Below are 24,716 nucleotides of genomic sequence, written 5' to 3'. Positions count from 1 at the left end.
TTATTGCAGATCCTAACTGGATGGTTAAACTTGTGTAACCCTTCAGCCATGAGCATATTTTAGGATGGGGTTGGGTTGCAGATATTTGCGCTTAAAATTTTTGGGATATGATTCGTAAAGAGCGCAAAGACAAAATGTTTTTGTTGGTTGAGCAGTGGGAGCAAAGCGGTCAAAGTCAAAGGTCGTTTGCAATGGCAAATGGGATGAAGCTTTACACATTTCGTTACTGGGTAAATAAGTATCGTTCAAAGGAGCAGGCAACAGGAGCCTTTGTGCAGTTGAACGTAACCCTTCGGCCACGAGCGTGTTGCTTGTTATTTAGGATTTTTTATTGGGAGTAGTTTGTACATTTGGTTGGACGGGCGGCCTTGAATCTTCTCGAGGGTCTGACTGAGCCTACCAAACCACTCTACTTCAATGTGTTGTCATGCAGCTGGAAAAGAATACATCACAGATGCGTGCTTTATATCCTCATGTGAGTCAGTGAACAGCTTGTTTTTATCGGCATGGAGCTTGGTCGGCAATCGGGAGGAGTGGTTTTCATCCCTCACCTTAACTGCCTGATGGCCTGGCGGTAGGCTTTTTGCAGGGGGAGTAGTCGCTGGTCGGTGCGGGCCAGGTCGCTGATGGCCATGCCGTTGCGTCCCACGCCTTTGGTACGGTCGGCAACGGCAAACAGGGTGGCGGCACGTTGCAGCAAGGGCATCACCTCATCGCGGCGAAACTGGTATTCCGGCAGCAAGGCGATGAGTCCCAGCAGGGCCTCGTCGTTCATTTGTTCCAGGTAATATTCAGCCGCCTGAAGGAGCACCTGCAGGCTGTTCTGGCTGCGGACAAAGCTGTCGAAATTCTGGTGCCTGATTCCGAAGCGTTCGGCATTGGAAGCGGCCACACTGCGGTCGAAAGTAATATATAAAGGTGCAGCTTCCCTGATGCCCCGTGTGGCGATGGCGTCGAGCACCTGCTGGTATTCGCGCTGGTAGGCGAAGACGGGCGCAAGGCGTTCGAGCATTTGCTGGGCTTCGGTGGCATCGAGTTTGCAGCCGCGGTTGCTGTTGGCCACTTCCACGGCATCGGTGAGCATCTTTTCCACCCCGCTCAGGATGCCGCGTTGAAGGTCCTGACGGGCTTTCTGCGTCCATTCCTGGATGTTCAGCCTGTGGTTGAGGCAGATGCGTTCGATAAGGCGCTCGTCGAGTTCGACAAAGGCCTTGCGCAGCTCGGCATCGTTGTCGAGCAGGTGTGTTTTTTGAAGCTGGAGCAGTTCGTCGTACATGCGCCAGGCTTCGGGCAGGTCGTTGGTCCAGGCTTTGAGTTGCACCTCAGGGATGCGGCGCAGGATTTCGCGTTTGGCTTCCTGTGCGGCCTGTGTTTGTGCCGATGTTTGCGGAAAGGTGCGGCGTTCGTTGGTGGGCGGGAGGGGTATGGCGCTGCCCTGTCCTATTTTTTGTTGCAGCTGTACGGCTTCCATCGAGGTGCGCAGGTATTCCGGATGGTCGGCACGGTAGGCCAGCGCCTGCTGAAGTCTCCTGCGGGCATCTTCGGTACGGCCGGCATTGTGCAGCTCTTCGGCTTCTTTCACCAGGTCCATATAGACCATGCGGTGTGTCCGGAAAAGCCCTTCGGTGATGGCCAGCTCATGCTCGATGTTATAAAAGTCGCGGGCAGCGGCGGCGGCCTGTTCATACATGCGTATGGCTTCCTGGTAACGTTTTTGGTCGGTGAGTTGCTGAGCCTGGCGGATGTAGGCTTTCACCAGGTCGTCGCTCTGACGGGGCAGTTGTTGTGCAAGCTGTTCCGATTTGCGCACGGTGGCATATTGTGCGGCCTTGTCGCGGTAGTTTTCGGCCAGTTGCATATTTCCTGTGGCCACTGCCCTGGCGGCAATATGCAGGTGTGAGCGGAGCAGACCAAGCCGTGCAGCATCCATTTTTTCGTTCAGCGAGGGGGCATTCACCTGCAGTCCGCTCAGCTTTGCCCAGCTGAGTGCATCTTCGTAAAAGTTGAGAGCAAAGGCATAGTCCGATTTTGCGAGCAGCGAGTCGGCCAGGCGAACTTCCTCGGCAAAGAGGGCCTGGGTGCCGGGCATCTCGCTTTCGTCGGAGCCCATGCGTTCGAACTGTGCCAGCAGCTGGTCGTCGGGCCAAAGGCGCGACATGCTCAGCATCAGCTCGTTATCGCGATAATCGCCTTTGATGGAGGCACGCAGGTAGGTGGTCTGTGCCTGGCCGATGGCTCGTGCGATCAGGCGTGCATTTTTATCGCGGGGGTCGCGGTAGTCCTGAAGCAGGGTCTTGTAGCGGGTCATGAAGCGTTCGGCTGCATGGAGGCGCTGTTGAAGGTCTGCCGGGTCGTTGGCGCCGTACTGATAAGACTTCTCGAGCGATTGTCTGGCGTTGAGTATGGCTTTGCGCAGTTTGTCGCGTGCAGCAAACAAGCCGGCAAATCCTGCCCTCAGGTCGGCTTCTCCGCGTTCGGCATGCAGGAGCAGGCTGTCGAGCAGTTTCACAGAAGCCCAGTATTGATTGACATTGCCGATATGCTGGATGATTTCGTCGCGTCGCTGACCGGAGAACGACAGATAGTCCACCGAAAAAACAGGGTGCCTGGTATGGCCTGGCAGGCGGAGCCTGAAGGCGCTTCCGAGGCTTGTTTCGTCGGAACCCTGCACGTTGGCATACACCCTTCCGTCGGCCTGCAACCTGCAACGGTCGGGCACGAGCACCCTGCTCAGGTCAAACTGGCGGTATGTTGCATCGCCACCGGTGAATTCGGGGATAAGCTGCACCTTCCATTCGTAGAAGTCGTTGCCGGCCTGGCTGAGTGTGGCTTCGAGGCTGAGCCTGTATCTGAGCTCCAGGTCCTGCACGTCTTTGTCTCCCGAGGCTGCCAGGGCGCTGAGCACAGCCTGATTGCCCCGCAGCTGATGCTGGGCATTGGTCCTGGAATTGATCTGGTATTGGAACACATGCCTGAGCTGCTGGCTGTTTCCGGTCAGCGCAAAGCACATGAGTAAGCACGCCGGCAGGATGCCCGAAAGTAGTTTCTTGCCTGTCATCAGGGCAAAATTAGCATTTGCTGTGTTACGGCGAAGCCGAAAAACACCTTGCGCAAAAGATTTAGCTGCACCTTATTATTATGTCTCCACTGGCAAACTGCGCTCGAATCCGGCTTCAAGCGAGATGAAGGTCTCGGTAAAGGTGATTTCGGGTATGCTCTGGATTTTTTCGACGATAATTTTCTTCAGGTGCTCATTGTTGTGGGTGTAAATTTTAACCAGCAGGGAATATTTTCCGCTGATATGGTGGCATTCCACAATCTCCGGGATTTCCATAATCTGCTGATATACTTTGTTGTGTGTGCTGTTCGAGACCAGGTTGACCTGTATGCCGATAAAGGCGCAGGTATGGTAGCCCATGGCTTTGGGGTTGAGCTTGAAATGTGCCCCGCTGATCAGCCCGGCTTCCTGCATCTTGGCTACACGCTGGTGTATGGCAGCTCCTGAAACGTTGCAACGGCGGGCTATTTCGACAAAAGGTGTGCGTGCATCTTCGATTAAAATGGAGAGGATGCGGCGGTCGAGGCTATCAATATGAAAGTCATCGTGCATGTTTGAGGTGGTTTTTGTTCGATTTTTTGCAAAAATAGAGTTTTGCACTTACACTTTTTATTTTTTTTCAAAAAAACGGTTTTACAGTGCTATACAACAATCCTGAATTCCGTTTTATTCCTAACTTTGATAAAAAATTCACACTATGTCGCATAAAAATCACAACCCCTTGCGCGCCCTTTTCGAGCTCAAGCAATTTGGCGAATTCGGCGACGTGAATCCCTCCGTAACCGACTCGGCCACTTACACTTTCATGCAGGCCAAAACGATGACCGACACTTTTCATGGTGAGGCTGAAGGCTGTTTTCTGTATTCCAGGCACTGGAATCCGAGCAACAGATACCTGGCCGAGGCCATGGCGGCCATGGAAGGCACCGAGATGGCATGGATTACGGCCAGTGGCATGGGAGCAATCACATCGGCTTTGCTGCAGTTGTGCAAGAGCGGCGACCATATCGTCTGCAGCCTGACAACCTACGGGGGCACATTTGCATTCATGCAAAACTGGTTGCCGCGCTACAACATCAGCGTAAGTTTTGTGGATATCACCAACCACGATGCAGTGAGGGCAGCCATACGACCCAATACCAAAGTGATTTACACCGAAACCATGACCAATCCGCTGTTGCAGATCAGCGACATCCCCGCACTGGCACAAATCGCCCACGAAAAAGGCATCAAACTGGTGGTGGACAACACTTTCACGCCCCTGATAGTAGCCCCTGCCCTGCTGGGCGCCGATGTGGTGGTGTACAGCCTCACCAAATTCGTCAACGGAAAAAACGACTGTGTGGCCGGCGCTATCTGTGCAAGCAAGGAATTTATCAACGCTCTGATCGACGTGAACGAGGGCACCGCCATGCTCCTCGGACCCGTGCTCGACCCCTTCCGCAGCGCTTCGATCCTCAAAAACATGCACACCCTGCATATCCGCATGCAGCAGCATAGCCGCAATGCCGCTTATTTGGCCAAAAAATTCAGAGAAGCCGGCATCAAAGTCCGTTATCCCGGATTTGAGGACGATCCCGGCCACGAAGTCCTGAAAAAAATGATGCATCCGGCCTTTGGTTACGGTGGCATGATCGCCATTGATATGGAAACTGCCGAGAATGCGGCCCGCCTGATGGAAAGCATGGAACTGGCCGATGTGGGTTATTTAGCTGTGAGCCTGGGATATTTCAAAACCCTGTTCAGCAACAGCGGCAAAAGCACTTCGTCGGAAGTACCCGAAGAGCTGCAGCGCAAAATGGGCATGTCGGAAGGCCTGATCCGCTTCAGCGTGGGCCTCGACTTCGACATCGAAAATACCTGGAAACGCATCTATCAATGCCTGAAAGAAACCCGATTGCTGCCAAGCCACGAATTGGCCTGAGACTTAACTTTCACAAAAAATGGTATGTTAAATTATTTTGAGCCGGATCCGAAAATCCGGCTTTTCTTTTACATTTGCGCCCACAACCTATAATCATCATTATCATGTTTAAAAGAACTTTTCTTTGGTCTCTTGCAACTGTTGCTATTACGCTCAGCCTGCTTCTCACTGGAACAGAATCCGACGCGTGTACAAGGTTTGTTTACAAGAAGCAAAAAGGAAAAATAATCACTGGCCGGAGCATGGATTTTTCCATCCCCATTCCAGGAAACATGTGGATTTTTCCACGAGGCATGCAACGCAATGGCGAAACCGGTGAAAAATCATCGATTGTTTGGACTTCCAAATATGGCAGTGTATGTATAAGTTCATGGGATTTAGGGATTCCGGATGGGATGAACGAAAAAGGTCTTATGGCCAACATGCTTTTTTTGACGGAATCCATCTATCCGGATTTTGTAAAAAACGGCGACAAGCCAGGTCTGGCCATTTCAATGTGGGCGCAGTATGCACTCGATAATTTTGCCACTGTTGCCGAGGCTGTAGAGGAGTTCAGGAAAGAGAAATTTGTTGTAGTGACCGATAACATACCGGGCACAAATATAAAAACTACCATTCACCTTTCCCTATCGGATGCCACAGGCGATAATGCGATCCTTGAATATGTCGAAGGGAAGTTACACATTTACCACGATCGAGACTATAATGTACTCACAAACTCCCCGACTTTTGAGAAACAATTGGCAATCAACAGTTACTGGGACGCCATCAACGGATTTGAATTTTTGCCTGGAACCAACAAAGCTGCAGACAGATTTGTGCGCGCTAATTTTTATCTGAAATACCTGCCTGAGGTGGACAGCACCCACATTGCCACTGCTGCTGTATTTAGTCTGATTCGCAATTTGAGTGTGCCTTTTGGCATCCAATCCGGCCAATCCCTCGACCTGAGTACAACCCGCTGGCGCGTTGTGGCTAATCAAACCGACCTGGTGTATTATTATGAGGATGTCCTCTATCCAAGCACCATTTGGGTTGATCTGAAGAAAATTGATTTTGCCCCTAAATCCGGCGTGCGCATGCTTCCGGTAATCAAAGGACAGCCTTATGCCGGTGAAGTATCGGATAAGTTTATTAAGGCTACCCCATTCAAGTTTCAGGGTATCTGATAATCTGATTCACGAAATTGGTTTTCTGTCGGTTGGTACACCTGTTGCATGGTGAATTGGATTTTATCCTTTGGTCACCACTTAACCTGTCCATAATCTTCCTTGCTCCTCACCAACAGCACTTTTCATGACCTGTCCGCATCAATCAGGTTAAAAGCCGATAATCTGCTGGCAAACATGTGGTGGTTGCTGTTCGAAGGTCATTCATCCGTATAGAAAGCTCGCGCAGGTTCGTCTGAAAGTTATTTTCCGGCAGGAAGAAGTACGATCCGGACAAGTATCAACGCCCATCAAAAACCATCTTTTTACAAGCCACACGGAACGTACTTCGGGCCTACCGGCTTCCGGGCAACTTTTCGATGCTTCAGAGTTTTATCATGTATTTCTTCCGATCTGAACTTCTGGATTTATGCATATGATCAGTGCATATTTTTAACCCAGAAACTCCGAGCTTTGCGCCCTCATTCCGGAAGCCCGTATGCTGTTCAGTTTACAGTGCAACGAGTTTTACGAAACCTGTGTAACTACCAACCTTAAGAAAGCACGTGTAAACTCCTGGCGGACAGCACTTCCCGTTCATATCCCTTCTATCCCATTGAACCTGTTGGCGAATATCACTGTCCCGGGAATAAACTAAGTGATTGACAACCTGTCCAATGGAGTTTGTAATGATAATTTCTACAGCAAGCTCAGAAAGTTGCTTTCGGATAAGCTCCGACATCAGCAGTGCTGCCTATTACCGGATACTGCACATTTGAATAATTCAACCACCGGTTTTCGCTGACCAAAAATTTTGAAAAACCTCCTTCCTCCCAGGCGGGAACGTAAGCTGAAAAATAAGGGTTCGCATCATGATCGATCCATAATCCTTCACAATAATCCCCATAATTCCGGTATTACCCGGAGTGTAGTATCGCCACAAATATTCGGTCTTTTGAGCTTTTAAAAAACTTGCAGCAAGCAATAGGTTGGTAAGAAACACTAGACGTTTCATACTAAATGAAGTCTTAAGAACTAACAAATGTAGAGGCATAGAAAAATTTTAGTGTTAACAGCTAGTTAACATTTTTCTTTTCGAACAAAAAACCAGCCCTGCATTTAAAGGACAAATACTGATCCCGGATAACATACTTCTTCCAGAAACAACCCATGGGCAGGCGCCGATAAGCCTGCCTTGTTTCTGTTGCGGGCAAGGGTAAGCTCCACGAAATCGTCGTAGGTGCGTCGGCCCCTGCCCACCTCAACCAGGGTGCCCACGATGGCCCGGACCATGTTGCGAAGAAAACGGTCGGCAATGATGGTAAACACCAGGCCGCCATCAGTTTTCGTCCATGAAGCTTCGGATAGTTTGCAGATATTCGTTCTGGCAGGGGAATGCAGCTTGCTGAAGCTCGTAAAGTCGTCCACAGTGCACAGGAAATCAGCACATTGCTGCATAAGTTCCACATCCAGGTGGCCATAGACATACCAGGCATAATGCCGGGAAAAAGGCTGCTTCACCGTGTTGATGTAATATTTATATGTCCTGCTTGTGGCATCGAAGCGGGCATGCGCATCCGGCGCAACGCTGATCAGGTCGAAAAGCACTATATCCGTTGGCAGAAAATGGTTTACCTCCTGAACGAGTTTATTTTTTCTGTCAGCATCAATGGGCGCTTCCAGGTCGAAATGGGCAAAGAAATTTCTGGCATGGACGCCCGTATCTGTCCTTCCGCAGCCCGTGAGCCGGACAGCTTCATTCAGCTTGAGGCTCAGGCACTTTTCCAGTTCTGTCTGCACGCTGTGGGCATTGTCCTGAGCCTGCCAACCGTGGTAGGCTGTGCCGTCGTAGGCCAGATGTGCAAAGTATCTTGGCACTTTTTTCGGACAAAGATAACAGGACTTCACAATACCATGAGTTTGCACTTGGCTGGCCAAAGCATCAGATTTCATACCTTTAACCAAAATTTGGACAGATGGATTCCCTGCTTTTCATGCTCCTCCACGCCGGACACCATGAGCCACACCTGCATCTTCACCCATTTTTGATAGGACTGATAGCCAGCATATTGCATGTTGTTTCAGGACCTGACCACCTTGCTGCGGTAACTCCTTTGGCTATTGTCAACAAAACGAAGGCATGGATTACGGGTCTGGGATGGGGCCTGGGCCATACAGCAGGGATGCTTCTCATTGGTTTGTTGTTTTATCTTTTCCGGGCCTATATTCCGGTCGAGGCCATCTCGCATTACAGCGAGGTCATTGTGGGCCTCATGCTTATCGGAATCGGATTGTGGGCTTTCAGGCGTGTGTTCGGGACCAAGCCCGAAGCGCACAGCCATCCGCACAGCCACATCACCGGCGATGGCAGGATCATCACCCATGTGCACCCGCACGCACACGAAAACACAAATGCGCATTCGCACGAACACACCGAAGTGAGCAGCTCCCACAGCTTTGCACCAGCGTTTTTGATTGGAACGGTACATGGGTTTGCAGGGGTATCGCACCTCCTGGGCGTGCTGCCTACGCTTGCTTTTCCAAACAATTCCGATTCAGCGCTTTACCTCATAGCCTTTGGCATGGGTACCATCATAGCCATGGTTGTTTTCAGCTATTTGCTTGGTTATGTTTCGCAACATGGCAGCGAGCGCTACAAACCCTCCTTTTCGCGGGGACTCCAGATTGCAGGCGCCAGCCTGTCGGTTGTGGTTGGGTTTATCTGGATTGGCATGATGTGGCTATGAAAAGATTGTGGCTCATTGCTTTATGTGTTTTAGCTTTTGCAGCTGCCCGGTCACAAAGTGGAACCCTGAGTTTCGGGCTGACCGGCGGGCTGATCAAAGGCGATATAGCCAATGCCAGCCTGTTGACCAATTTTGAGGATAAAAACGGTTTGCAGACAGGAGCATTGCTGAGATATGGTCTGAACGACGATTTCGCCGTTCAGGCAGAGCTGCTTTGGGAAAGACGCAATTTCAGCACAAACACCAGCCTGATGGGGCTGCGTCCCGGGGAGGATTTTACCAAGGTTTGCTGGAGGTGCTATTTCCGCAGCCGCGTGGCGTATCAGTCCGATTTTCTGATGGTTCCACTCACAGGCATGTATGTCAGGCAAAATAATAGCATGGGTATCCAGGCCGAGGCAGGAATCTTTTTCGCTTTGTTGCTGGCCAATACGCACGAGGGGTTCGAAGAGCTTTACCTCGATGCCGAGGATATGAAGCGCATCTCGCAACCCATCATGGAACCGGGTTTATACCGTACGGTTTACAGCGGGCTGAGCAGCAACCTGATGAACACCTACGATGCCGGTTTCCTGCTTGGCATTGGTCTCACTTACAACATGCTACCGAATACCGCACTGATGCTCAACGGACGCACCCAGATTGGTTTTGCGGGCATTTACGAAAACCCCAATATGCCGCTGGTGAGCTACAAAAGTTATCTGCTTCGTTTGGGGATAATGCAAACGATAGGCCGCCAATGAGTCCGTACCATCTTCCGGAAAAAACTGTGGAGCGCCTCATCGGCTACCGTCGGGTGCTGTTGCAATACCAGTATTTGCAGTACGGCTATATTTTTTCGCATAATCTTGCCCGGCTGGCGCGCACCAGTGCAGCCAATGTGCGCCGCGACCTGATGCTTCTGGGCGCCGAGGGCGATGTGCACAAAGGCTACCCCATCGGGCATCTGCTTGGAAAGATCAACGCGGCGCTCGATTTTTCGCAGCCTCGTCACCTGTGCTTTGTGGGCATGGGCGAACCCGGCCTGGCCTTGTATGAGTCGTTTCTCGAACCTGGCACCGCCCTGGTGCTGAAAGCCCAGTTCTTTCTGGGGCACAACGACCACTCGCTCACTTCTGTTCCGGCCTATAACATTGTGGAAATGCCCCGTGTGATCCGTGAAGAGAATATCCACATTGCAGTGCTGGCTGTCAGCCGCGAATACGTCCGCGAAATCACCACCCTGCTGGTCAATGCCGGCATCATCGGCATACTCAATTTCACTTCCGTTTCGCTGCAGGTGCCTCCTCATGTGATGGTTGAAAACTTCGACCTGAACACCAAGCTCGAAAAAATAGCCTATTTCATGCGCAAGGCCCGCTGACTATTTTGCAAAGGGCGCATCGGGTTCCTCGGCCATATGGTTGAATACCAGCCTGTCCACCAGCTTCGGGAAAAACTTATTCAGCCACACTGTCAGCTTGCCCTGCGATGTGAGCACGATGGAGTTCCGTCGCTTCTCGATGGCATCGAGCACATGCACAGCCACCGTTTCGGCCGGCATCATCTTTGCCTCATCGCGTGGCGATTCGCCCTGGGCCGAACCATCGGCAGCCAGAGCCACATTGCGGATATTGCTGGCTGTAAATCCCGGACAGGCAATGAGCACATGCAAACCGCGATGCAGGTTCTCGATGCGCAGGGCTTCCAGAAATCCATGCATGGCAAACTTGGAAGCCGAATAACCTGTGCGCCCGGGCAGGCCTTTGTAGCCCGCAATAGACGAAATGCCCGCCACGGTTCCCCTGCTTTCGAGCAGGTAGGGCAAGGCATATTTGGTGCAATAAACCGTTCCCCAGAAGTTGATATCCATCACCTTACGAATCACACTCAGGTCCAGGTCGTTGAACAAGGCACGCATCGAAATCCCCGCATTGTTGACGAGCACGTCTATACGGCCGAAAGTCTCTGCACTTTTTTCAGCAAAAGCTTTGCAGTCGGCCTCCTGGCTGACGTCTCCGGCAAAAACCAAGACCTCTGCACCCAATTTCCGGCACCGGGATGCTGTTTCTTCGAGTGCTGATGCATTTCGGGCCATGATGGCCAGGCGTGCGCCGCGTCGGGCAGCTTCCACAGCCATTGCCTTACCGATGCCCGAAGATGCCCCGGTGATCAGTACAACTTTGTTTCTCATCTTTCGGATTTTTGGCAAATGTAAGCCGGCAAAGCTTTACGGCCAACAGCCATGTGCACATATAAAAATCCGTGGAATTCAATCATTCAATCAGCTGATAAGTCTGGCAACCTAAAATGGGTTGCTGCAGGACGTTAACTTGAGGCGCCGCATCGGCGAATCAGACTTTGGCATAACTTTGACCTAAAATTCGGCTTATGCTCAGCAATCGACAGCTGTTTCAGTTGCATATGGGTTTGCCATCGGTGGTTGACGACCCGGTTGAAATAGTCGAAGCATCAGGCATCTATCTTTACGATGACCAGGGAAACAGGCATATTGATCTGGTCTCGGGCGTTTCGGTGAGCAATGTAGGGCACCGGCATCCGCATGTGCTGCGCGCCATCCATGCGCAACTGGAGCAATACATGCATGTGATGGTGTATGGCAAATTTGTGCATTCGCCCCAGGTGAAACTGGCTGCCAGGCTTGCCGAAAATCTTCCTGCCACGCTCGACAGTGTCTATTTTGTCAACTCAGGTTCCGAGGCCATCGAGGGAGCCCTCAAACTGGCCAGGCGTGCCACTGGCCGTTCCGAGGTTGTTTATTTCCGGAACGCATATCATGGAGGCACGGCAGGTGCGCTTTCCGTGCTGGGCCACGAAGCCATGAAAAACGCATTCCGGCCGCTGGTTCCCGGTGGCAGGATGCTCGACTTCAACAACTTCGATCAGATTTCCCTGATAAGCAAGCACACTGCCGCCGTGCTCATCGAGCCAATACAAGCCGAAGCCGGCATCATCCTGCCCGTCCCCGGATACCTCGAAGCCTTGCGCCAACGTTGCAACGAAACAGGTGCACTGCTGATCTTCGACGAGATACAAATGGGATTCGGGCGCACAGCAAAACTGTTTGCCTTTGAGCATTATGGCGTGGTGCCCGACATCCTCTGCCTGGCCAAGGCCATGGGGGGTGGCATGCCCATCGGAGCTTTCGTGGCTTCGAAACAACTCATGCACCTGCTTACCTATCTCCCGGAGCTCGGACACATCACCACCTTCGGAGGCCATCCAGTCTCCTGCGCCGCATCGCTGGCTGCACTGGAAGTGATTCTGAATGAACAACTTCATATCCAGTCCGAACACAAAGGAAAACTTTTTGAACAACGCCTGCAAGCCCATCCGGCTGTAGCAACCATAAGGCGTAAGGGACTGATGCTGGGTGTCGGGCTCGAGCCTGAGGTGAGCATTGACCAACTGATGAAAGCATTCAAGAAACATCACCTTGTGGTGGATCAGTTTCTGTTCAACCCGGGCAGCTTCCGCATCGCTCCTCCGCTCACCATCAACGAAAACGAAATAGAAGAAGCCATATCACTTGTTGAAGCATCACTAAACCAATGTATTGCATGAGAACTTTCGCATACCCCCTCACCTTACTGCTTGTTACGATGTTTTCGCTGCTTTATGGGCAGGACCGCATCACAGGCCGGAACTTCGCAACCCGTTCGGAGGTGATTGCCCGCAACGGTATAGCTGCCACCAGTCACCCGCTGGCCACCCAGGTTGCCCTCCAGATCTTGCGCGAAGGTGGCTCGGCGGTGGATGCAGCCATTGCAGCCAATGCGGTGTTGGGTTTGGTAGAGCCAACCGGATGCGGCATTGGCGGCGACCTTTTTGCCATTGTATGGGACGAAGAAAGCAAAAAGCTGTATGGCCTCAACGCCTCCGGCCGTTCGCCCATGAAACTCACTTACGACTATTTCAGGAAGAACAAAATCAGGACGATTCCATCCTATGGCCCCTTGTCGGTTTCAGTTCCGGGTTGTGTGGACGGCTGGAATGAACTGCACAAACGTTTTGGCAAACTGCCACACGCAAGCCTGCTCGAGCCTGCCATCCGCTATGCAGAGGAAGGCTTTCCACTTACCGACGTGATTGCATATTACTGGAAAATCAATGCCGAGCGGCTGAAATCCTATCCCGGTTTTTCGCATGTCTTCCTCCCCAATGGCACCGCCCCCGTAAAAGGCGATATCTTTCGCAACCCCTGGCTGGCCAATACCTACAAGATTCTAGCGCGCGAAGGCTTTCGTTCGTTTTACGAGGGCAGCATAGCTACCACCATCGAGCGCTACATGCGCGACAACGAGGGTTTCCTTAGTGCCGCCGACCTTGCCGCACACAGATCGGAATGGGTTGAGCCCGTTTCGACCAACTACCGTGGGTACGACGTCTGGCAGCTTCCACCAAACGGACAAGGCATTGCGGTGCTGCAGATGCTCAACATCCTCGAGCTCTACGACATCAAGGGCATGGGATTTGGCAGCCGCGACTACATCCACACTTTTGTGGAAGCCAAAAAGCTCGCCTTCGAAGACCGGGCCAGGTATTATGCCGACCCTGACTTTGCCAGCATTCCGGTGCAGCGCCTCATCTCGAAGGAGTACGCCCGGGAGCGCGCCAAACTCATCGACCCCAATAAGGCCGGAAAAAGCTATCCGGCCGGCCTACTTGAAACCGACAACACCATTTACCTGACGGTGGCCGACCAATGGGGCAATATGGTCTCGCTTATCCAGAGCAATTACCGTGGCATGGGCAGCGGCATGACCCCCACCGGCCTGGGTTTTGTACTGCAAAACAGGGGCGAATCGTTCAGCCTCGAGCCAGGACATCCCAATGTATATGCGCCCGGCAAGCGCCCATTTCACACCATCATTCCGGGTTTTGTGACCAAAGACGGCCAGCCCTGGCTCAGCTTTGGCCTTATGGGTGGCGCCATGCAGCCTCAGGGCCATGTGCAGATCCTGGTGAACTTGATCGATTTCGGCATGAATCTGCAGGAAGCAGGCGATGCCATGCGCATCAGCCACGAAGGCAGCCCCGAACCCACCGGCGGACAAATGAGCGACGGAGGCTGGGTCAACCTGGAATCGGGTTTCAACTATGAAACCATACGCGAATTGATGAAGATGGGGCACCGCATCAAATTCGACATGGGAGGCTATGGCGGATACCAGGCCATCATGCGCGACCCCAAAACGGGCGTCTATTACGGAGCATCCGAATCGCGAAAAGACGGTCAGGCAGCAGGATATTAAGCATAGCTTCATAGCATGACCGGCGAATTGCGAACCTGGCACCACCATAGAAGGTGCGGTTTTGCATCATGCAGTTTTAGATGCGGTTTTTTCAAGCCTTCATCATGACACGAAAAAGCTTTGTGCACCTTGTTGTCACTGATCGCAAATTCATATATAACTTTGATTTTCAACATGGTTGTTCTTGCTTGATTTTTTGTGCAGATTAAAAAAACTGGCATAGTGCCCCTAAACTGGATGCCGGTAGAATCTGACCTGGTAATTCCGTGCTACTAAGGTGTTTAGCGTATGTACAAATGGTGATATTGAGGCTTTCTTTGGACAAACAAATTAAGCCCGATGAAAAAGCCCACACTTATCCGACAAATTAGCCTGTTGGCTATGCTCTTTGTCATTTCCAACGCTGTATTCACCCAGCAACTCAACGACTTCAAATTCGGCAAGTACACTTTTTACGAGTACGACCGTTGGGGTTTTGGGTTGATGCGATCAATGATGTCGAATCCGGGAATGCCTTTTCCTGAAAACCATCGTCAGTCGGCTTTCTCACTAAAGATTGACTGGAAAGATTATGTGCTTGAAAAAGGCGATCGGCGCTTCTACTGGCAAAATAAAAGCGTAGGCGATGCCATCTCGCTGCTTGGTCAGGCAATAAAGGACCCTTCGGTAGTGAATCGTCAGGAAGGCACCACGCTGTCGCATCTGTTAGGTTTTGGCAGTTGGGGATGGAACCTGAACGAGCCAGGCAGAATGAGTGTGGCCGCCGGTTTCAACATCAACGACTTTATTCTTGGCTCCTATTCTTACGAACGCAATCCGCAAGGTATTCCGGTTAACGGCAAAACGCGGGAGCCTCATGGTTTGTATTATTCGGCTGGTCCGTCGGTATTTTTCGACTTTGCGATCACGGATTTCCTTGTCATTCAATCCCTTGCCACCTACTCGTTCAACCTTTTCAGGCTGGTTGCCATAAGTGATGCAGCCGAAAAAGACAAAAAATATCCCCGGCCCAATCTGGGTCAGGTCACAGTAGAATTGCTGACCCCCACTAAATTCAACTTTGGGATTGACTACACCTGGATTAAGGATCGTGGAGCGAACAACAACAAAGCCAGGCGGTTGGATGTGATCCTGACTTACAGATTCTGATTCAGTATTTATTGAAGCGCTTGCCCATGGCATAGCTGAGGTAAAAATTCAGGAAAAACCTCTGGTTTGCCTGCCCCTGCATAATGCTTACTCCAAATGGGTGCACATCGGCTGCCACACCAACCTCTACCGCACGGGTTGCCGTGCGCACATTGCCGAATTCGAAGTTGAAACCAAGTTTGCCATAGGCGCCCGGACGCAGTTTTATTTCGTCAATACCTCTGGTAAATGGCGCCTTACCGTAGATGTCGTCCCAGGATACATCACTGTTAAACTTCTCGGTATCAATTGTATATGACAAATTTCCACCCGGCCCGGGTACCAGGCGGATCACAAAGAGGTAATAAGGCTTTTCGAAGGCCATGCTGGCGCCTGTTTCCCAGAGCCAGCGCACCTCAACCCCACCCCAGTAAGGTTTACGGTTGAGAAGATATTTTTCGGATATCCCTGCCCGGAGAACAAACACATCGTTCAGTTTGCCGTACACATAGCGCCGCGAATTGGTGTAATACGGATTGATGGTTTTGACCTGTTTGGGCGATTGCAAACTCACAAAATCGAACGCCCACGAGCGGGTGGTCAGGATGCTGCGGTTCACACCTGTACGGTAGCCAATGCCGATGCCATTGGAGTGGGCCTGCACCAGGCCGGATTTTTCGTTGCTGTAAATAATCAGGTTATCAAGGGTATCGGCAAGCATCAGGTTTTGCCCTCGTATTGCCGGGGGCAGGAAGAGCAAAACAAGCAAACATAATGCGGCGTACCTCATCCGGCATGAGTTTTTTCTCGGAGGATTGCCACCAGTCCGAAGCTATCAGTATTTGACTTCTTTCTGGTATTTGTGCACTTCACCATAAGCGGCACATTTGCTGCTCGACTTGCATGCGCCGGCAGCCAATGTCAGAATCACGAGGGCAACAAAGTATGACAACAGTTTTTTCATAATTTTACGGCTTACAGTGCAAATGTAATCGAATTTGCTTTTCTGCAGGTGGATCTTTGACGCATCCCAACCCATAATACATGACCGGGCCGACAGATATATCGCAAACACGAAAACCCGAACTTGAAGCCACATGGCTCGAAGTGCTTCAGGATGAGTTTGATGCCCCTTATTTTCAGCTGTTGCGCGATTTCTTTGTCGAGGAGCGGAGGCAGCACATTGTGTATCCTCCTGGTCACCTTATTTTCAATGCCTTCAACAGCACACCTCTGCCAGCTGTAAAAGTTGTCATCCTCGGACAGGATCCTTACCATGGGCCTAGCCAGGCGCATGGCCTCTGTTTTTCAGTACCTTACGGCGTGGAAATTCCGCCCAGCCTGAGAAATATCTACAAAGAGCTGAGCAGCGACGTTGGGTTTCGCGATCCCGGACACGGCAACCTGGAGCAATGGGCCGCCCGTGGGGTATTGTTGCTCAACGCCACCCTGACCGTTCGCAAAGACATGCCCGGATCGCATCAGGGCAAAGGTTGGGAACAATTTACCGATGCTGCCATCCGTGCCATCTCGGAATACCGGGCCGGTGTGGTGTTTTTGCTTTGGGGGAAATATGCCATTGCAAAACAAGCCCTCATCGACACCGAAAAACACTTTGTGCTCACCGCCCCCCACCCTTCCCCACTCTCAGCTTCGAGGGGGTTCTTTGGCTGCAAACACTTCTCGAAAACAAACGAAATCCTCGACAGAATAGGTTACGGCGCCATCGACTGGCAACTATGATTCATCCCCGGAAGTTTATGAAAACCCTGATCTTTGCTACCAACAACAAACACAAACTCGAAGAAATCCGGGCCATCGCAGGCCAGAACATCCATATCCTTAGCCTCAGCGAGATCGGGTTTTCGGGCGAAATCCCCGAAACCGCAGATACGATTGCAGGCAACGCGCTTCAGAAAGCACGTTTCATCTTCGAAAAGTTCAATCTTCCGGTTTTTGCCGACGATACCGGCCTGGAAGTGGAAGCCCTGGATGGCGCACCAGGGGTTTATTCGGCCCGGTATGCCGGCCAAAATGCCAGCTACGCCAACAATGTAAAAAAACTCCTGAAAGCCCTGTCGGGAAAAGAAAACCGAAAAGCCCGGTTCGTCACAGTCATCGCCCTGGTTGACGGAAATGAAACCCTGCTCTTCGAGGGTGTGGTAAATGGACACATCACATCCGACATCCGTGGCGATGGCGGATTTGGTTACGACCCCGTTTTTCTGCCCGATGGTTTCGAAAAAACCTTTGCCGAGATGAGTCCGGATGAAAAAAACAAAATCAGTCACAGGGCGCTGGCCACTGAAAAGCTGATCAGTTATCTTAAAAATCTTTGATATTCAGTTACTTGCCCTGTTTACTACGAATCACACCGTCTTCCAGATGGTTGCGCAACAATCAGGGCAATACATTTTGTACAGCCATCCCAAAGAGTTGTTCGAGGCTCAGCCCCATCGCCTGCGCCTGCTGGGGGATGATGCTGGCCCGTGAAAATCCGGGGACAGTGTTCACCTCAAGGAAATACAACCCCTTGTCGGAGAGAATATAGTCGAACCTGACTATCCCTCTGCATCCCAACCACTTATACAGATTTACTGTGGTTGCCTGAATCTCAAAAACGGTTTCCTCATCCAGCCTGGCCGGCGTGATCTCCTCCGATTTGCCGGCGGTATATTTGGCTTCGTAGTCGAAAAACTCGTTGTGCGAAATAATTTCTGTCAGCGGGAAGACCATCATCCTGCCTTTGAACTCAAAAATGCCGCAGGCAATCTCCCTTCCATGGATAGCCTCCTCAACCAGCACTTCTTGGTCGTAACTGAACGCGTGTTCGATGGCCGGGAGCAATTGCTCCGCAGTTTTCACCTTGCTCACACCCACACTCGAGCCATTGCTGTTGGGTTTTACAAACATTGGGAAGCCGAGAAGCCTGATCATTTCTTCTGAATCAATCGCTTCGCCTTTCCTTAGCAGGATGGAGCGCGAAAGCCGGATGCCGGTATGTGCAACCACCTGCTTGCAGAAATGCTTATTGAAGGTGAGCGCCGAAACCACGGCATTGCAGCTGGTGTAGGGCAATCCAAGCATATCGAAATAGCCCTGCAGTTTGCCGTCTTCTCCCGGCACGCCATGAACTGCGATGAACACCGCATCAAAAAACAGTTTTCCATGCACAAGCTGCACAGAGAAATCGTTTCTGTCAATCGGATGTTGTGCTCCGGAATGGTCCCGGCAGATCCATTTGTCCTGGAAGATGAAAACCAGATAAGGCTCGAACACCTTCCGGTCGAGCGCATCGAAGACCACCTGGCCACTGCCGGCCGACACTTCAAACTCGCCGGAATAGCCCCCGCAAACCACTGCAACTTTCTTTCTCGAATCCATTATAATTTGTTTACCGGTTAATGCCTGAGACACCCTGGCGCCCGCAAGCGATGAAAAACCTTAATTTTGCCGGGCGTGTCCGTCCTAATTAATTTAAGGACATTGCAGATAATTAAATCGCGCACAAAAGTAAGAAAAAGCCCCTGTGGCACGTTTGCTTAAAATCACATCATGAAGCGACTTGCAATACATATTCTGCTTGCTGTTTTGCTCACACTTGCCCTCATTTGGTTTGCCATAACCATGCTCAACAGCTTTACCCGGCATGGCAAGGTCTATGTGATTCCCGATTACACCGGCATGGATCATCAGAAGATTATCAGTGAGTATGGCAGGTTGTTCAACTTCATCATTACCGACAGCATTTACCAGAAAGAAGGCAACTATGGCGCAGTGTTGCAGCAGGATCCCTATCCGGGAGCAAAAGTCAAGCAGGGACGCAATGTTTATCTGGTGATTGCAGCACGTCAGCCCGAAAAAGTAAACGTGCCTAATCTGGTTAATCTCTCTTTGCGTCAGGCACTTGCAAGTCTTGAGTCTGCCGGCCTGCTCACGGGCGAGATAAGCTACACACCACATTTTGCCCGAAATGCAGTGGTCAGGCAGTTGCACAAGGGCATGCCCATCGAACCCGGCGAGCAACTGTTCCGGGGGTCAGAAATTGACCTGGTTTTGGGCGACGGAGGCGAGGATTTCAGGGTTCCTTTCCCCATGTTGATCGGTCTCAGGCCGGATGAACTGAGAACGACCCTGCACAGCAACGGCCTCAATCTTGGAAACGAATATTTCGAGGACGGCTGCACGCGCGAAAATGGCAGAGCATACAGGGTGCTGCCTTTTTACCACAAATCGCAACCTGTCAAGCCCGGCACATTCATCACCGTGTATTACAAGTCGGAAAATGCCATCAATTTCAACCGCTACATACGCGATAGTCTTTATCTGATTGAAAACGAACCGGCCGATACAATTGAGGCAATACCCGAAGAACCAGAGTTTTAGCACATGAAAAAAACCATAGCCTTCCTGATTGGGATTACATTTTGTTCATCCGCCTTTGCCCAGGAAAGGGTCACAGGATTGCAAATCAATCCTCTGCTTCACGACCAAGCTGCGTCGGTACCTAACCTGAAAAACAAAGCCGCCAACGCCCTCACCATGCCTTTCACCGAGCACTTCAACTCCAGTTCTTATGCTCCGGATCCGGTCAAATGGGCGGACAATCACGTGTTTATAAACAAAGATTTTCCTGTTGATCCGCCCAGTGCAGGTGCAGCCACTTTCGATGTGCTCGACAAAAATGGCAAAGTTTACAAGCATGCTGTTTCGGTGCCTTTTGTAGCTGACTATCTGACTTCCAGACCCATACGCCTTGACTCGGTATTCGAACCACAAGCCCGGGCCATCAGCCCAGCCGATTCGGTGTATTTCAGCTTTTATTACCAACCTCAGGGACGTGGCGACCGTCCTGAACCCACCGACTCGCTCGTCTTGGAATTCGGCTACCCCACCGGCCGCCTGGTGCTCGATTACATCGATTCCATTACCATCCCTGTGGATCTTATCCTTATCGCTCAGGGCATCAATGCCATACGTCCGCTCGACACCGTCTGGTCGCCCTCCACCTGCACCCCTGGCATGTTTATGATCAGCAACCGGAATTATACCTGGGGCGACGACATTACCCTTCCATGCGACTCTGTGTTTACCGACGAGATTGCCTGGGAGCACATCTGGTCGGGTCGCGGCATGTCGCTCGAAGAATTTGAAACGGTTTACCAGACCAGGTTCCGGCAGGTACTCATTCCGCTGACCGACAGCAAGTTCTTTACGCATGATTTTCGATTTCGCTTTTACAACTGGGCATCCATAGCCGATGCCACCAACCCGGGAAACCGAAGCAATGTAGATCAGTGGAACCTTGACCTCATTCATCTCGATATCAACCGAAATCACCAGGATAAGTTTCATGATTATGTAGGTTTCTCCGGCCGTGCACCCTCCTTCCTTCGGCGCTACGAAACCATGCCCTACCGACAATACCGTGCGGCGCCCACCCCATCAGTAAAGCCAGGCCTCGAGCTGAAAATTACCAACCTAAGCAACGAAGTGATCAACACCAATTATCAATACTCTGTAAATCAGACTAATGGAGATCAGCAATTTGACTGGGACGGGGGCATTTGTGCGTTACCTCCGTTTCACCTGAACGGCTTCCTGCAATGCAGTGAAAGCTGCTCTCAGGCCTGCCCCAGTGTGGCTGCATTGTTTAAACTCGACTTTGGTATTGATACTACCTCGTTCAAAATTGTTCACCGGGTCAATGGCACTGGCCCGCATACACATCTGGGCGACAGCCTCGAATACCTCCAGGGGTTTTACAATTATTTTGCGTACGACGACGGTACACCGGAAGCCGGGTATAGCCTCGAGCCGGCCGGCGCCTACCTGGCCTATCAGTTTCAGCTCAACACACCCGATACCCTCACAGGGGTGCAGTTTCTTTTCAATCGCACCCTCAACGACGGCAACAGCCGGCTTTTCGACCTGATCGTCTGGCGCGACCTTGCCGGGCAACCCGGACAGATTGCATACCGCAAAGTCCGCCTGCGACCTCAGTGGAGCGACGAGCGTTACGGATTCCATCTCTACACTATCGATCAGCCAGTAGTGATCGGCGGAACATTCTATGTAGGACTCATGCAGGAAGAACCCGGCAGCCTGAACATCGGTCTCGACAGGGTAAACAACAGCCGGCAATACCTGTTTATCAATACCGACGGCATCTGGCGCAACAGCCAGATTGATGGTGCGCTGATGATCCGGCCTGTGTTTGGCAAGCCCTACCTCGTGGGGCAAACCGAGTTTGCTGATCACAACACTTTCCGCATCTGGCCAAATCCAGCCACAAATAAGATTAACATTGATACTGGACACACCCTCGGGCCTGATACCCAGGTTCTTATCAGCGACATCAGTGGCCGGTTGATCAAAACCTTGCCCTACAGGGAGCAAATTGATCTGCACGACCTCAGGCCAGGCACTTATGTAGTCTCAATCTTTGAAAAAAATCATTTGGTATATCACGCACGATTGCTTGTTCAACCCCAATGATCCACGACAATCCCATAGATCGCGAAGAGGAATTGCAGGACGAGAGTGCCGAGTTGTACGAGCATTTCCGTTTTGTTGTCGACAAAGGACAGTCGCTGATCCGCATTGACAAATACCTTCAAAACCGCATTGAAAACGCTTCGCGCAACCGCATACAGCAGGCTGCCAAAGCCGGAAATATCCTTGTAAACGGCCAGGCTGTCAAGCAAAACTACAGGGTTAAGCCTTCCGATGTGGTCACGGTGGTTTTCAGCTTTCCTCCACGCGAGATCGAGATCATCCCCCAGCAAATCCCTGTTGAGGTGGTGTATGAGGATGAATCGCTGATTGTGGTTAACAAACAGGCAGGTCTGGTGGTGCATCCAGGCCACGGAAACTATTCCGGTACGCTGCTCAATGCGCTGGCATGGCACTTTGCCCGGAACGGGTCTGAGGTTGAGAACCGTTTTGGCTACCTTGTCCATCGCATTGATAAGGACACAACAGGTCTGATGATTGTAGCAAAGAACGAGTTGGCGCAGACCATTCTGGCCAGACAGTTTTTTGAGCACGCTATATACAGAAGGTATCAGGCGCTGGTTTGGGGCGAACCCAGGCCATCGCAGGGCACCATAGAAGGTCATATCGGTCGCAGCCTGCGCGACCGGTTGCGGATGGACGTATTCCCCGACGGATCGCATGGCAAGGAAGCCGTCACGCACTATCGTGTGCTTCGCTCATATGGCTACGTCAGCCTGGTGGAATGCCGCCTCGAAACCGGACGCACCCACCAGATCAGGGCGCACATGCGTCACATCGACCATCCGCTTTTCAACGATGCCCGTTACGGAGGCGATAACATACTGAAAGGCACCACATTCTCGAAATACAAACAGTTTGTTGCCAACTGTTTCAACATCATGCCAAGGCATGCCCTGCATGCCATGAGCCTGGGGTTTGTTCATCCGGACTCCGGAAAAGAAATGCGCTTCGAATCCACACTTCCGGATGACTTTGCAGAACTGCTGAATCGTTGGGAAAATTACGTGGGTCACCGCAACCTACCGGAAACCGAATCATCTGACAATTAGCACTTTAAGCTGTTTCTCAACGTATCTGTCGCGGATTTTCAGCAAATAAATTCCTTTAGCGGCCTGGGGCAATAGTATCCTGAGCTTATTGGTCTGATTGAAAACGAGCGCCGATTGCTCCCTTCCAAAAGCATCGAACACCGAGACTTCGATATCGGCAGTCAGGTCCACTCCGAAACTCACGACAAATTCACCATCTGAAGGGTTGGGATAAACAAAAGGTTTTACCTGCACATAGTTTTTGCGGATGAGTGTATCGCTTCGCACCGGATTGCTCACGATCAGCTGTACGTCGAAGTTGCCATAGCTTCGGTAGAGTATCGGACCAGGGTTTTGTTTGTTGCTCGTTGAAGGTTCTCCGCCCGGAAAATGCCAGGCATAGTTTTCGATATAACCGCCTGAGGTGTTGTCAAATTCCACAAACTGATTGATAGCTATTTCGTTACGTGCAGCTGTAAAGCCAGCCACAAGGAAAAGCGGATCCGAGTCCAGTCCCTGAAGCACCTCCTGTCCGGTGTTGAGCGGATCGAGCCAGGGTCGCAGCTGATTGGCAGCCTCCTGTCCGTTCGACTCCCATGAAAAACTGAACTTGCCGTAAAAATCGAAGCCGGAGGTATTGGAACAGCTCGACGAGCCGCCGGTGAGCATCCCGGCAATCAGGCCATCGCTGTTGAACAGCGGCGAACCCGACGAGCCACCTTCCGTCACGCCGTGACCATTGGGTGTGGCTGACCACTGGACGCGCCAGTATTTTTCGTTGGGATTGTTGCCGCCGGTGCCATAGCCGCTCGACACTGGTTGTGAAGTGTAGGTAGAGATCTTTTTCAGGTCGCCGTCAGGATGGTGGATGCCCACACCCGTGGAGCTGATCTGATTGCGACGCGACCAGCCATTGTAATAGGGCTGATACCAGGCCGGCACATTCTGATTGAGCCGCAGCAACTTGAAATCCGAGCCGCTCTGTGTGCCCGGAATGGCCCTGGAAACAAGCGAGGCGCCGGTCATTGTCCGGTAAACAGGTTCCACAAGGGGGTTGGTACAGGTGGCCGATTCGTAATTGAACGAAAAGACCCACTGGGCATAGTCCGAAGCGCTGGCATTTTCTCCGCAGTGGTTGGCAGTCAGAAGGTATGGTGTGCCATCATTGGCCGTATTGTTGATCAGCGAACCTGAACAATAAAACAGGAAACTACCCTGCCTGACCAGGATGCGTACCACTCCCCTTTTCTGCTGCTGCCAGTTGTCGCCCTCGCTGCAGTTGACATTGACCTCGCAAGGCCCCGAAGTGCCAAAGCCTTTCTCTGTCTTTTCATCATACATAACCCCCAGCTGGCTGAGCCTGATGTAAAAATCCTTGTCACCTTCGGGAAGTTCAAAATGCAGCGTAAACTTCCTCCCACGCATGGGGGCAATGGCAAAAGGTTCTCCAATCGCCGAACTTTTCCGGGTAAAGGCCCCAACCCAGTCGCTTTCGTCCGAGGTCACATAGAGGCGACCATTGCTGCCGGGGTCGAAATGCCCGAAGTAAAATGCCACAGAGGCCGGACGATCCAAAACAACAGTGGTTCGCCAGTAGCGCACCCCATGCACTACATCCACCTGCCAATCCTCATCCATCCCGAACACCACATCGTGACCAATCACATAACCGGCCGGGCGGGGAAAAGGAGCATTGTCGTCCTCAGGCACCTCGGGTCGAGGGGGAACAGATGGCAAATTTTGTTTCAACACCAAACCTTCGTATGCCTTTTGCTGTACCAGCGGCTGCGATACATCTGCCAACTGGGCTTTGAGGTGAGCCAACGGATGAAACAAAAGCAACAGAACAGTCAGCAGAAAAGGCAAACGCAGTTTCATTATACGAATGATATTGGAGACGTTACATTGC

General features: G+C 51.5%; 21 protein-coding genes. 14 read left to right on the top strand and 7 right to left on the bottom strand.

Features of this window, described 5'->3' with window-relative positions:
- The first annotated feature begins 107 nt into the window (after window positions 1–107).
- Complete coding sequence (locus IPM52_02160; GenBank protein ID MBK9290427.1) at window positions 108–341, top strand: hypothetical protein; 234 nt, start codon at window positions 108–110, stop codon at window positions 339–341.
- A 206-nt stretch (window positions 342–547) separates the two neighbouring features.
- Here the strand turns inward: IPM52_02160 and IPM52_02155 are convergent, their stop codons facing one another.
- Window positions 548–3,058, bottom strand: coding sequence for a tetratricopeptide repeat protein (locus IPM52_02155; protein MBK9290426.1), 2,511 nt, complete (start codon window positions 3,056–3,058; stop codon window positions 548–550).
- Between the two features lie 78 nt (window positions 3,059–3,136).
- Window positions 3,137–3,610, bottom strand: coding sequence for an Lrp/AsnC ligand binding domain-containing protein (locus IPM52_02150; protein MBK9290425.1), 474 nt, complete (start codon window positions 3,608–3,610; stop codon window positions 3,137–3,139).
- 145 nt (window positions 3,611–3,755) lie between these two features.
- Here IPM52_02150 and IPM52_02145 point away from each other — a divergent pair, with 145 nt between their 5' ends.
- Both IPM52_02145 and IPM52_02140 read left to right on the top strand, forming a co-directional pair.
- Window positions 3,756–4,982 carry an aminotransferase class I/II-fold pyridoxal phosphate-dependent enzyme gene (locus IPM52_02145; GenBank protein MBK9290424.1) on the top strand — a complete coding sequence of 409 codons (1,227 nt, stop codon included), beginning with the start codon at window positions 3,756–3,758 and terminating at the stop codon, window positions 4,980–4,982.
- A gap of 104 nt (window positions 4,983–5,086) precedes the next feature.
- Entirely contained in the window at window positions 5,087–6,151 is a 1,065-nt protein-coding gene (locus tag IPM52_02140; GenBank protein MBK9290423.1) for a linear amide C-N hydrolase, read from the top strand.
- A 1,098-nt stretch (window positions 6,152–7,249) separates the two neighbouring features.
- Here IPM52_02140 and truA read toward each other — a convergent pair.
- Window positions 7,250–8,083, bottom strand: coding sequence for a tRNA pseudouridine(38-40) synthase TruA (gene truA / locus IPM52_02135; GenBank protein ID MBK9290422.1), 834 nt, complete (start codon window positions 8,081–8,083; stop codon window positions 7,250–7,252).
- A gap of 23 nt (window positions 8,084–8,106) precedes the next feature.
- On the opposite strand from truA, the gene IPM52_02130 reads away from it, so the two are divergent.
- Genes IPM52_02130 through IPM52_02120 form a run of 3 tightly spaced genes read left to right on the top strand, consistent with a single transcriptional unit; the run spans window position 8,107 to window position 10,240 of the window.
- On the top strand, window positions 8,107–8,877 hold the full coding sequence (locus IPM52_02130; GenBank protein ID MBK9290421.1) for a sulfite exporter TauE/SafE family protein: 771 nt from the start codon (window positions 8,107–8,109) through the stop codon (window positions 8,875–8,877).
- Entirely contained in the window at window positions 8,874–9,620 is a 747-nt protein-coding gene (locus IPM52_02125; protein ID MBK9290420.1) for an outer membrane beta-barrel protein, read from the top strand. Before IPM52_02130 ends, IPM52_02125 begins: the two co-directional genes overlap by 4 nt.
- Entirely contained in the window at window positions 9,617–10,240 is a 624-nt protein-coding gene (locus tag IPM52_02120) for a redox-sensing transcriptional repressor Rex (GenBank protein MBK9290419.1), read from the top strand. Before IPM52_02125 ends, IPM52_02120 begins: the two co-directional genes overlap by 4 nt.
- Here IPM52_02120 and IPM52_02115 read toward each other — a convergent pair whose 3' ends face one another.
- A complete protein-coding gene (locus IPM52_02115; GenBank protein ID MBK9290418.1) occupies window positions 10,241–11,050 on the bottom strand; it encodes an SDR family oxidoreductase in 810 nt (269 codons plus the stop codon). It abuts the gene before it with no gap.
- Window positions 11,051–11,247: 197 nt separating this feature from the next.
- Here IPM52_02115 and IPM52_02110 point away from each other — a divergent pair, with 197 nt between their 5' ends.
- The 3 genes from IPM52_02110 (at window position 11,248) to IPM52_02100 (ending at window position 15,281) form a co-directional block, all read left to right on the top strand.
- Window positions 11,248–12,441 carry an aspartate aminotransferase family protein gene (locus IPM52_02110; protein MBK9290417.1) on the top strand — a complete coding sequence of 398 codons (1,194 nt, stop codon included), beginning with the start codon at window positions 11,248–11,250 and terminating at the stop codon, window positions 12,439–12,441.
- The gene (gene ggt / locus IPM52_02105) at window positions 12,438–14,132 is read left to right on the top strand and encodes a gamma-glutamyltransferase (GenBank protein ID MBK9290416.1); all 1,695 of its coding nucleotides are present in this window, start codon (window positions 12,438–12,440) and stop codon (window positions 14,130–14,132) included. The genes IPM52_02110 and ggt overlap by 4 nt, the downstream gene beginning before the upstream one ends.
- A 339-nt stretch (window positions 14,133–14,471) precedes the next feature.
- Window positions 14,472–15,281, top strand: a complete 810-nt coding sequence (locus tag IPM52_02100) for a hypothetical protein (protein ID MBK9290415.1) — start codon at window positions 14,472–14,474, stop codon at window positions 15,279–15,281.
- A 1-nt stretch (window position 15,282) separates the two neighbouring features.
- On the opposite strand, the gene IPM52_02095 is transcribed toward IPM52_02100, so the two are convergent.
- A complete protein-coding gene (locus IPM52_02095; GenBank protein ID MBK9290414.1) occupies window positions 15,283–16,050 on the bottom strand; it encodes a hypothetical protein in 768 nt (255 codons plus the stop codon).
- Between the two features lie 254 nt (window positions 16,051–16,304).
- On the opposite strand from IPM52_02095, the gene ung reads away from it, so the two are divergent.
- Window positions 16,305–17,003, top strand: coding sequence for a uracil-DNA glycosylase (ung, locus tag IPM52_02090; protein ID MBK9290413.1), 699 nt, complete (start codon window positions 16,305–16,307; stop codon window positions 17,001–17,003).
- Window positions 17,004–17,020: 17 nt separating this feature from the next.
- A complete protein-coding gene (locus IPM52_02085) occupies window positions 17,021–17,599 on the top strand; it encodes a non-canonical purine NTP diphosphatase (protein ID MBK9290412.1) in 579 nt (192 codons plus the stop codon).
- A 61-nt stretch (window positions 17,600–17,660) separates the two neighbouring features.
- Here IPM52_02085 and IPM52_02080 read toward each other — a convergent pair whose 3' ends face one another.
- Window positions 17,661–18,644: a D-alanine--D-alanine ligase gene (locus IPM52_02080; GenBank protein MBK9290411.1), complete on the bottom strand. Its 984-nt coding sequence runs from the start codon at window positions 18,642–18,644 to the stop codon at window positions 17,661–17,663.
- Window positions 18,645–18,815: 171 nt separating this feature from the next.
- Between IPM52_02080 and IPM52_02075 the strand changes: the two genes are divergently transcribed.
- From IPM52_02075 to IPM52_02065, 3 genes are read left to right on the top strand one after another with little or no spacing between them, the layout of a single operon-like run.
- The gene (locus tag IPM52_02075; GenBank protein MBK9290410.1) at window positions 18,816–19,646 is read left to right on the top strand and encodes a PASTA domain-containing protein; all 831 of its coding nucleotides are present in this window, start codon (window positions 18,816–18,818) and stop codon (window positions 19,644–19,646) included.
- Window positions 19,647–19,649: 3 nt separating this feature from the next.
- A complete protein-coding gene (locus IPM52_02070; GenBank protein ID MBK9290409.1) occupies window positions 19,650–21,758 on the top strand; it encodes a T9SS type A sorting domain-containing protein in 2,109 nt (702 codons plus the stop codon).
- Window positions 21,755–22,828, top strand: coding sequence for an RluA family pseudouridine synthase (locus IPM52_02065; GenBank protein ID MBK9290408.1), 1,074 nt, complete (start codon window positions 21,755–21,757; stop codon window positions 22,826–22,828). The genes IPM52_02070 and IPM52_02065 overlap by 4 nt, the downstream gene beginning before the upstream one ends.
- Here the strand turns inward: IPM52_02065 and IPM52_02060 are convergent.
- Window positions 22,814–24,685 (bottom strand): T9SS type A sorting domain-containing protein, encoded by a 1,872-nt coding sequence (locus IPM52_02060; GenBank protein ID MBK9290407.1) that lies wholly within the window; start codon window positions 24,683–24,685, stop codon window positions 22,814–22,816. The two genes, IPM52_02065 and IPM52_02060, sit on opposite strands and share 15 nt — an antisense overlap.
- Between the last annotated feature and the right edge of the window lie 31 nt (window positions 24,686–24,716).

Source organism: Bacteroidota bacterium (assembly GCA_016715945.1).
Lineage (GTDB): Bacteria > Bacteroidota > Bacteroidia > Bacteroidales > F082 > JALNZU01.
The sequence above is the reverse complement of the archived record's forward strand: the minus strand, read 5'-3'. Positions and strand labels throughout refer to the sequence as shown.

What these genes read in the sequence shown, in the direction of transcription:
- IPM52_02095 (MBK9290414.1), bottom strand. Translation starts at nt 16,050, where the DNA reads ATGAGGTACGCCGCATTATGTTTGCTTGTTTTGCTCTTCCTGCCCCCG.
- IPM52_02140 (MBK9290423.1), top strand. Translation starts at nt 5,087, where the DNA reads ATGTTTAAAAGAACTTTTCTTTGGTCTCTTGCAACTGTTGCTATTACG.
- IPM52_02110 (MBK9290417.1), top strand. Translation starts at nt 11,248, where the DNA reads ATGCTCAGCAATCGACAGCTGTTTCAGTTGCATATGGGTTTGCCATCG.
- ung (MBK9290413.1), top strand. Translation starts at nt 16,305, where the DNA reads ATGACCGGGCCGACAGATATATCGCAAACACGAAAACCCGAACTTGAA.
- ggt (MBK9290416.1), top strand. Translation starts at nt 12,438, where the DNA reads ATGAGAACTTTCGCATACCCCCTCACCTTACTGCTTGTTACGATGTTT.
- IPM52_02075 (MBK9290410.1), top strand. Translation starts at nt 18,816, where the DNA reads ATGAAGCGACTTGCAATACATATTCTGCTTGCTGTTTTGCTCACACTT.
- IPM52_02150 (MBK9290425.1), bottom strand. Translation starts at nt 3,610, where the DNA reads ATGCACGATGACTTTCATATTGATAGCCTCGACCGCCGCATCCTCTCC.
- IPM52_02130 (MBK9290421.1), top strand. Translation starts at nt 8,107, where the DNA reads ATGGATTCCCTGCTTTTCATGCTCCTCCACGCCGGACACCATGAGCCA.
- IPM52_02145 (MBK9290424.1), top strand. Translation starts at nt 3,756, where the DNA reads ATGTCGCATAAAAATCACAACCCCTTGCGCGCCCTTTTCGAGCTCAAG.
- IPM52_02100 (MBK9290415.1), top strand. Translation starts at nt 14,472, where the DNA reads ATGAAAAAGCCCACACTTATCCGACAAATTAGCCTGTTGGCTATGCTC.
- IPM52_02080 (MBK9290411.1), bottom strand. Translation starts at nt 18,644, where the DNA reads ATGGATTCGAGAAAGAAAGTTGCAGTGGTTTGCGGGGGCTATTCCGGC.
- IPM52_02155 (MBK9290426.1), bottom strand. Translation starts at nt 3,058, where the DNA reads ATGACAGGCAAGAAACTACTTTCGGGCATCCTGCCGGCGTGCTTACTC.
- IPM52_02065 (MBK9290408.1), top strand. Translation starts at nt 21,755, where the DNA reads ATGATCCACGACAATCCCATAGATCGCGAAGAGGAATTGCAGGACGAG.
- IPM52_02060 (MBK9290407.1), bottom strand. Translation starts at nt 24,685, where the DNA reads ATGAAACTGCGTTTGCCTTTTCTGCTGACTGTTCTGTTGCTTTTGTTT.
- IPM52_02115 (MBK9290418.1), bottom strand. Translation starts at nt 11,050, where the DNA reads ATGAGAAACAAAGTTGTACTGATCACCGGGGCATCTTCGGGCATCGGT.
- IPM52_02120 (MBK9290419.1), top strand. Translation starts at nt 9,617, where the DNA reads ATGAGTCCGTACCATCTTCCGGAAAAAACTGTGGAGCGCCTCATCGGC.
- truA (MBK9290422.1), bottom strand. Translation starts at nt 8,083, where the DNA reads ATGAAATCTGATGCTTTGGCCAGCCAAGTGCAAACTCATGGTATTGTG.
- IPM52_02125 (MBK9290420.1), top strand. Translation starts at nt 8,874, where the DNA reads ATGAAAAGATTGTGGCTCATTGCTTTATGTGTTTTAGCTTTTGCAGCT.
- IPM52_02085 (MBK9290412.1), top strand. Translation starts at nt 17,021, where the DNA reads ATGAAAACCCTGATCTTTGCTACCAACAACAAACACAAACTCGAAGAA.
- IPM52_02070 (MBK9290409.1), top strand. Translation starts at nt 19,650, where the DNA reads ATGAAAAAAACCATAGCCTTCCTGATTGGGATTACATTTTGTTCATCC.
- IPM52_02160 (MBK9290427.1), top strand. Translation starts at nt 108, where the DNA reads ATGATTCGTAAAGAGCGCAAAGACAAAATGTTTTTGTTGGTTGAGCAG.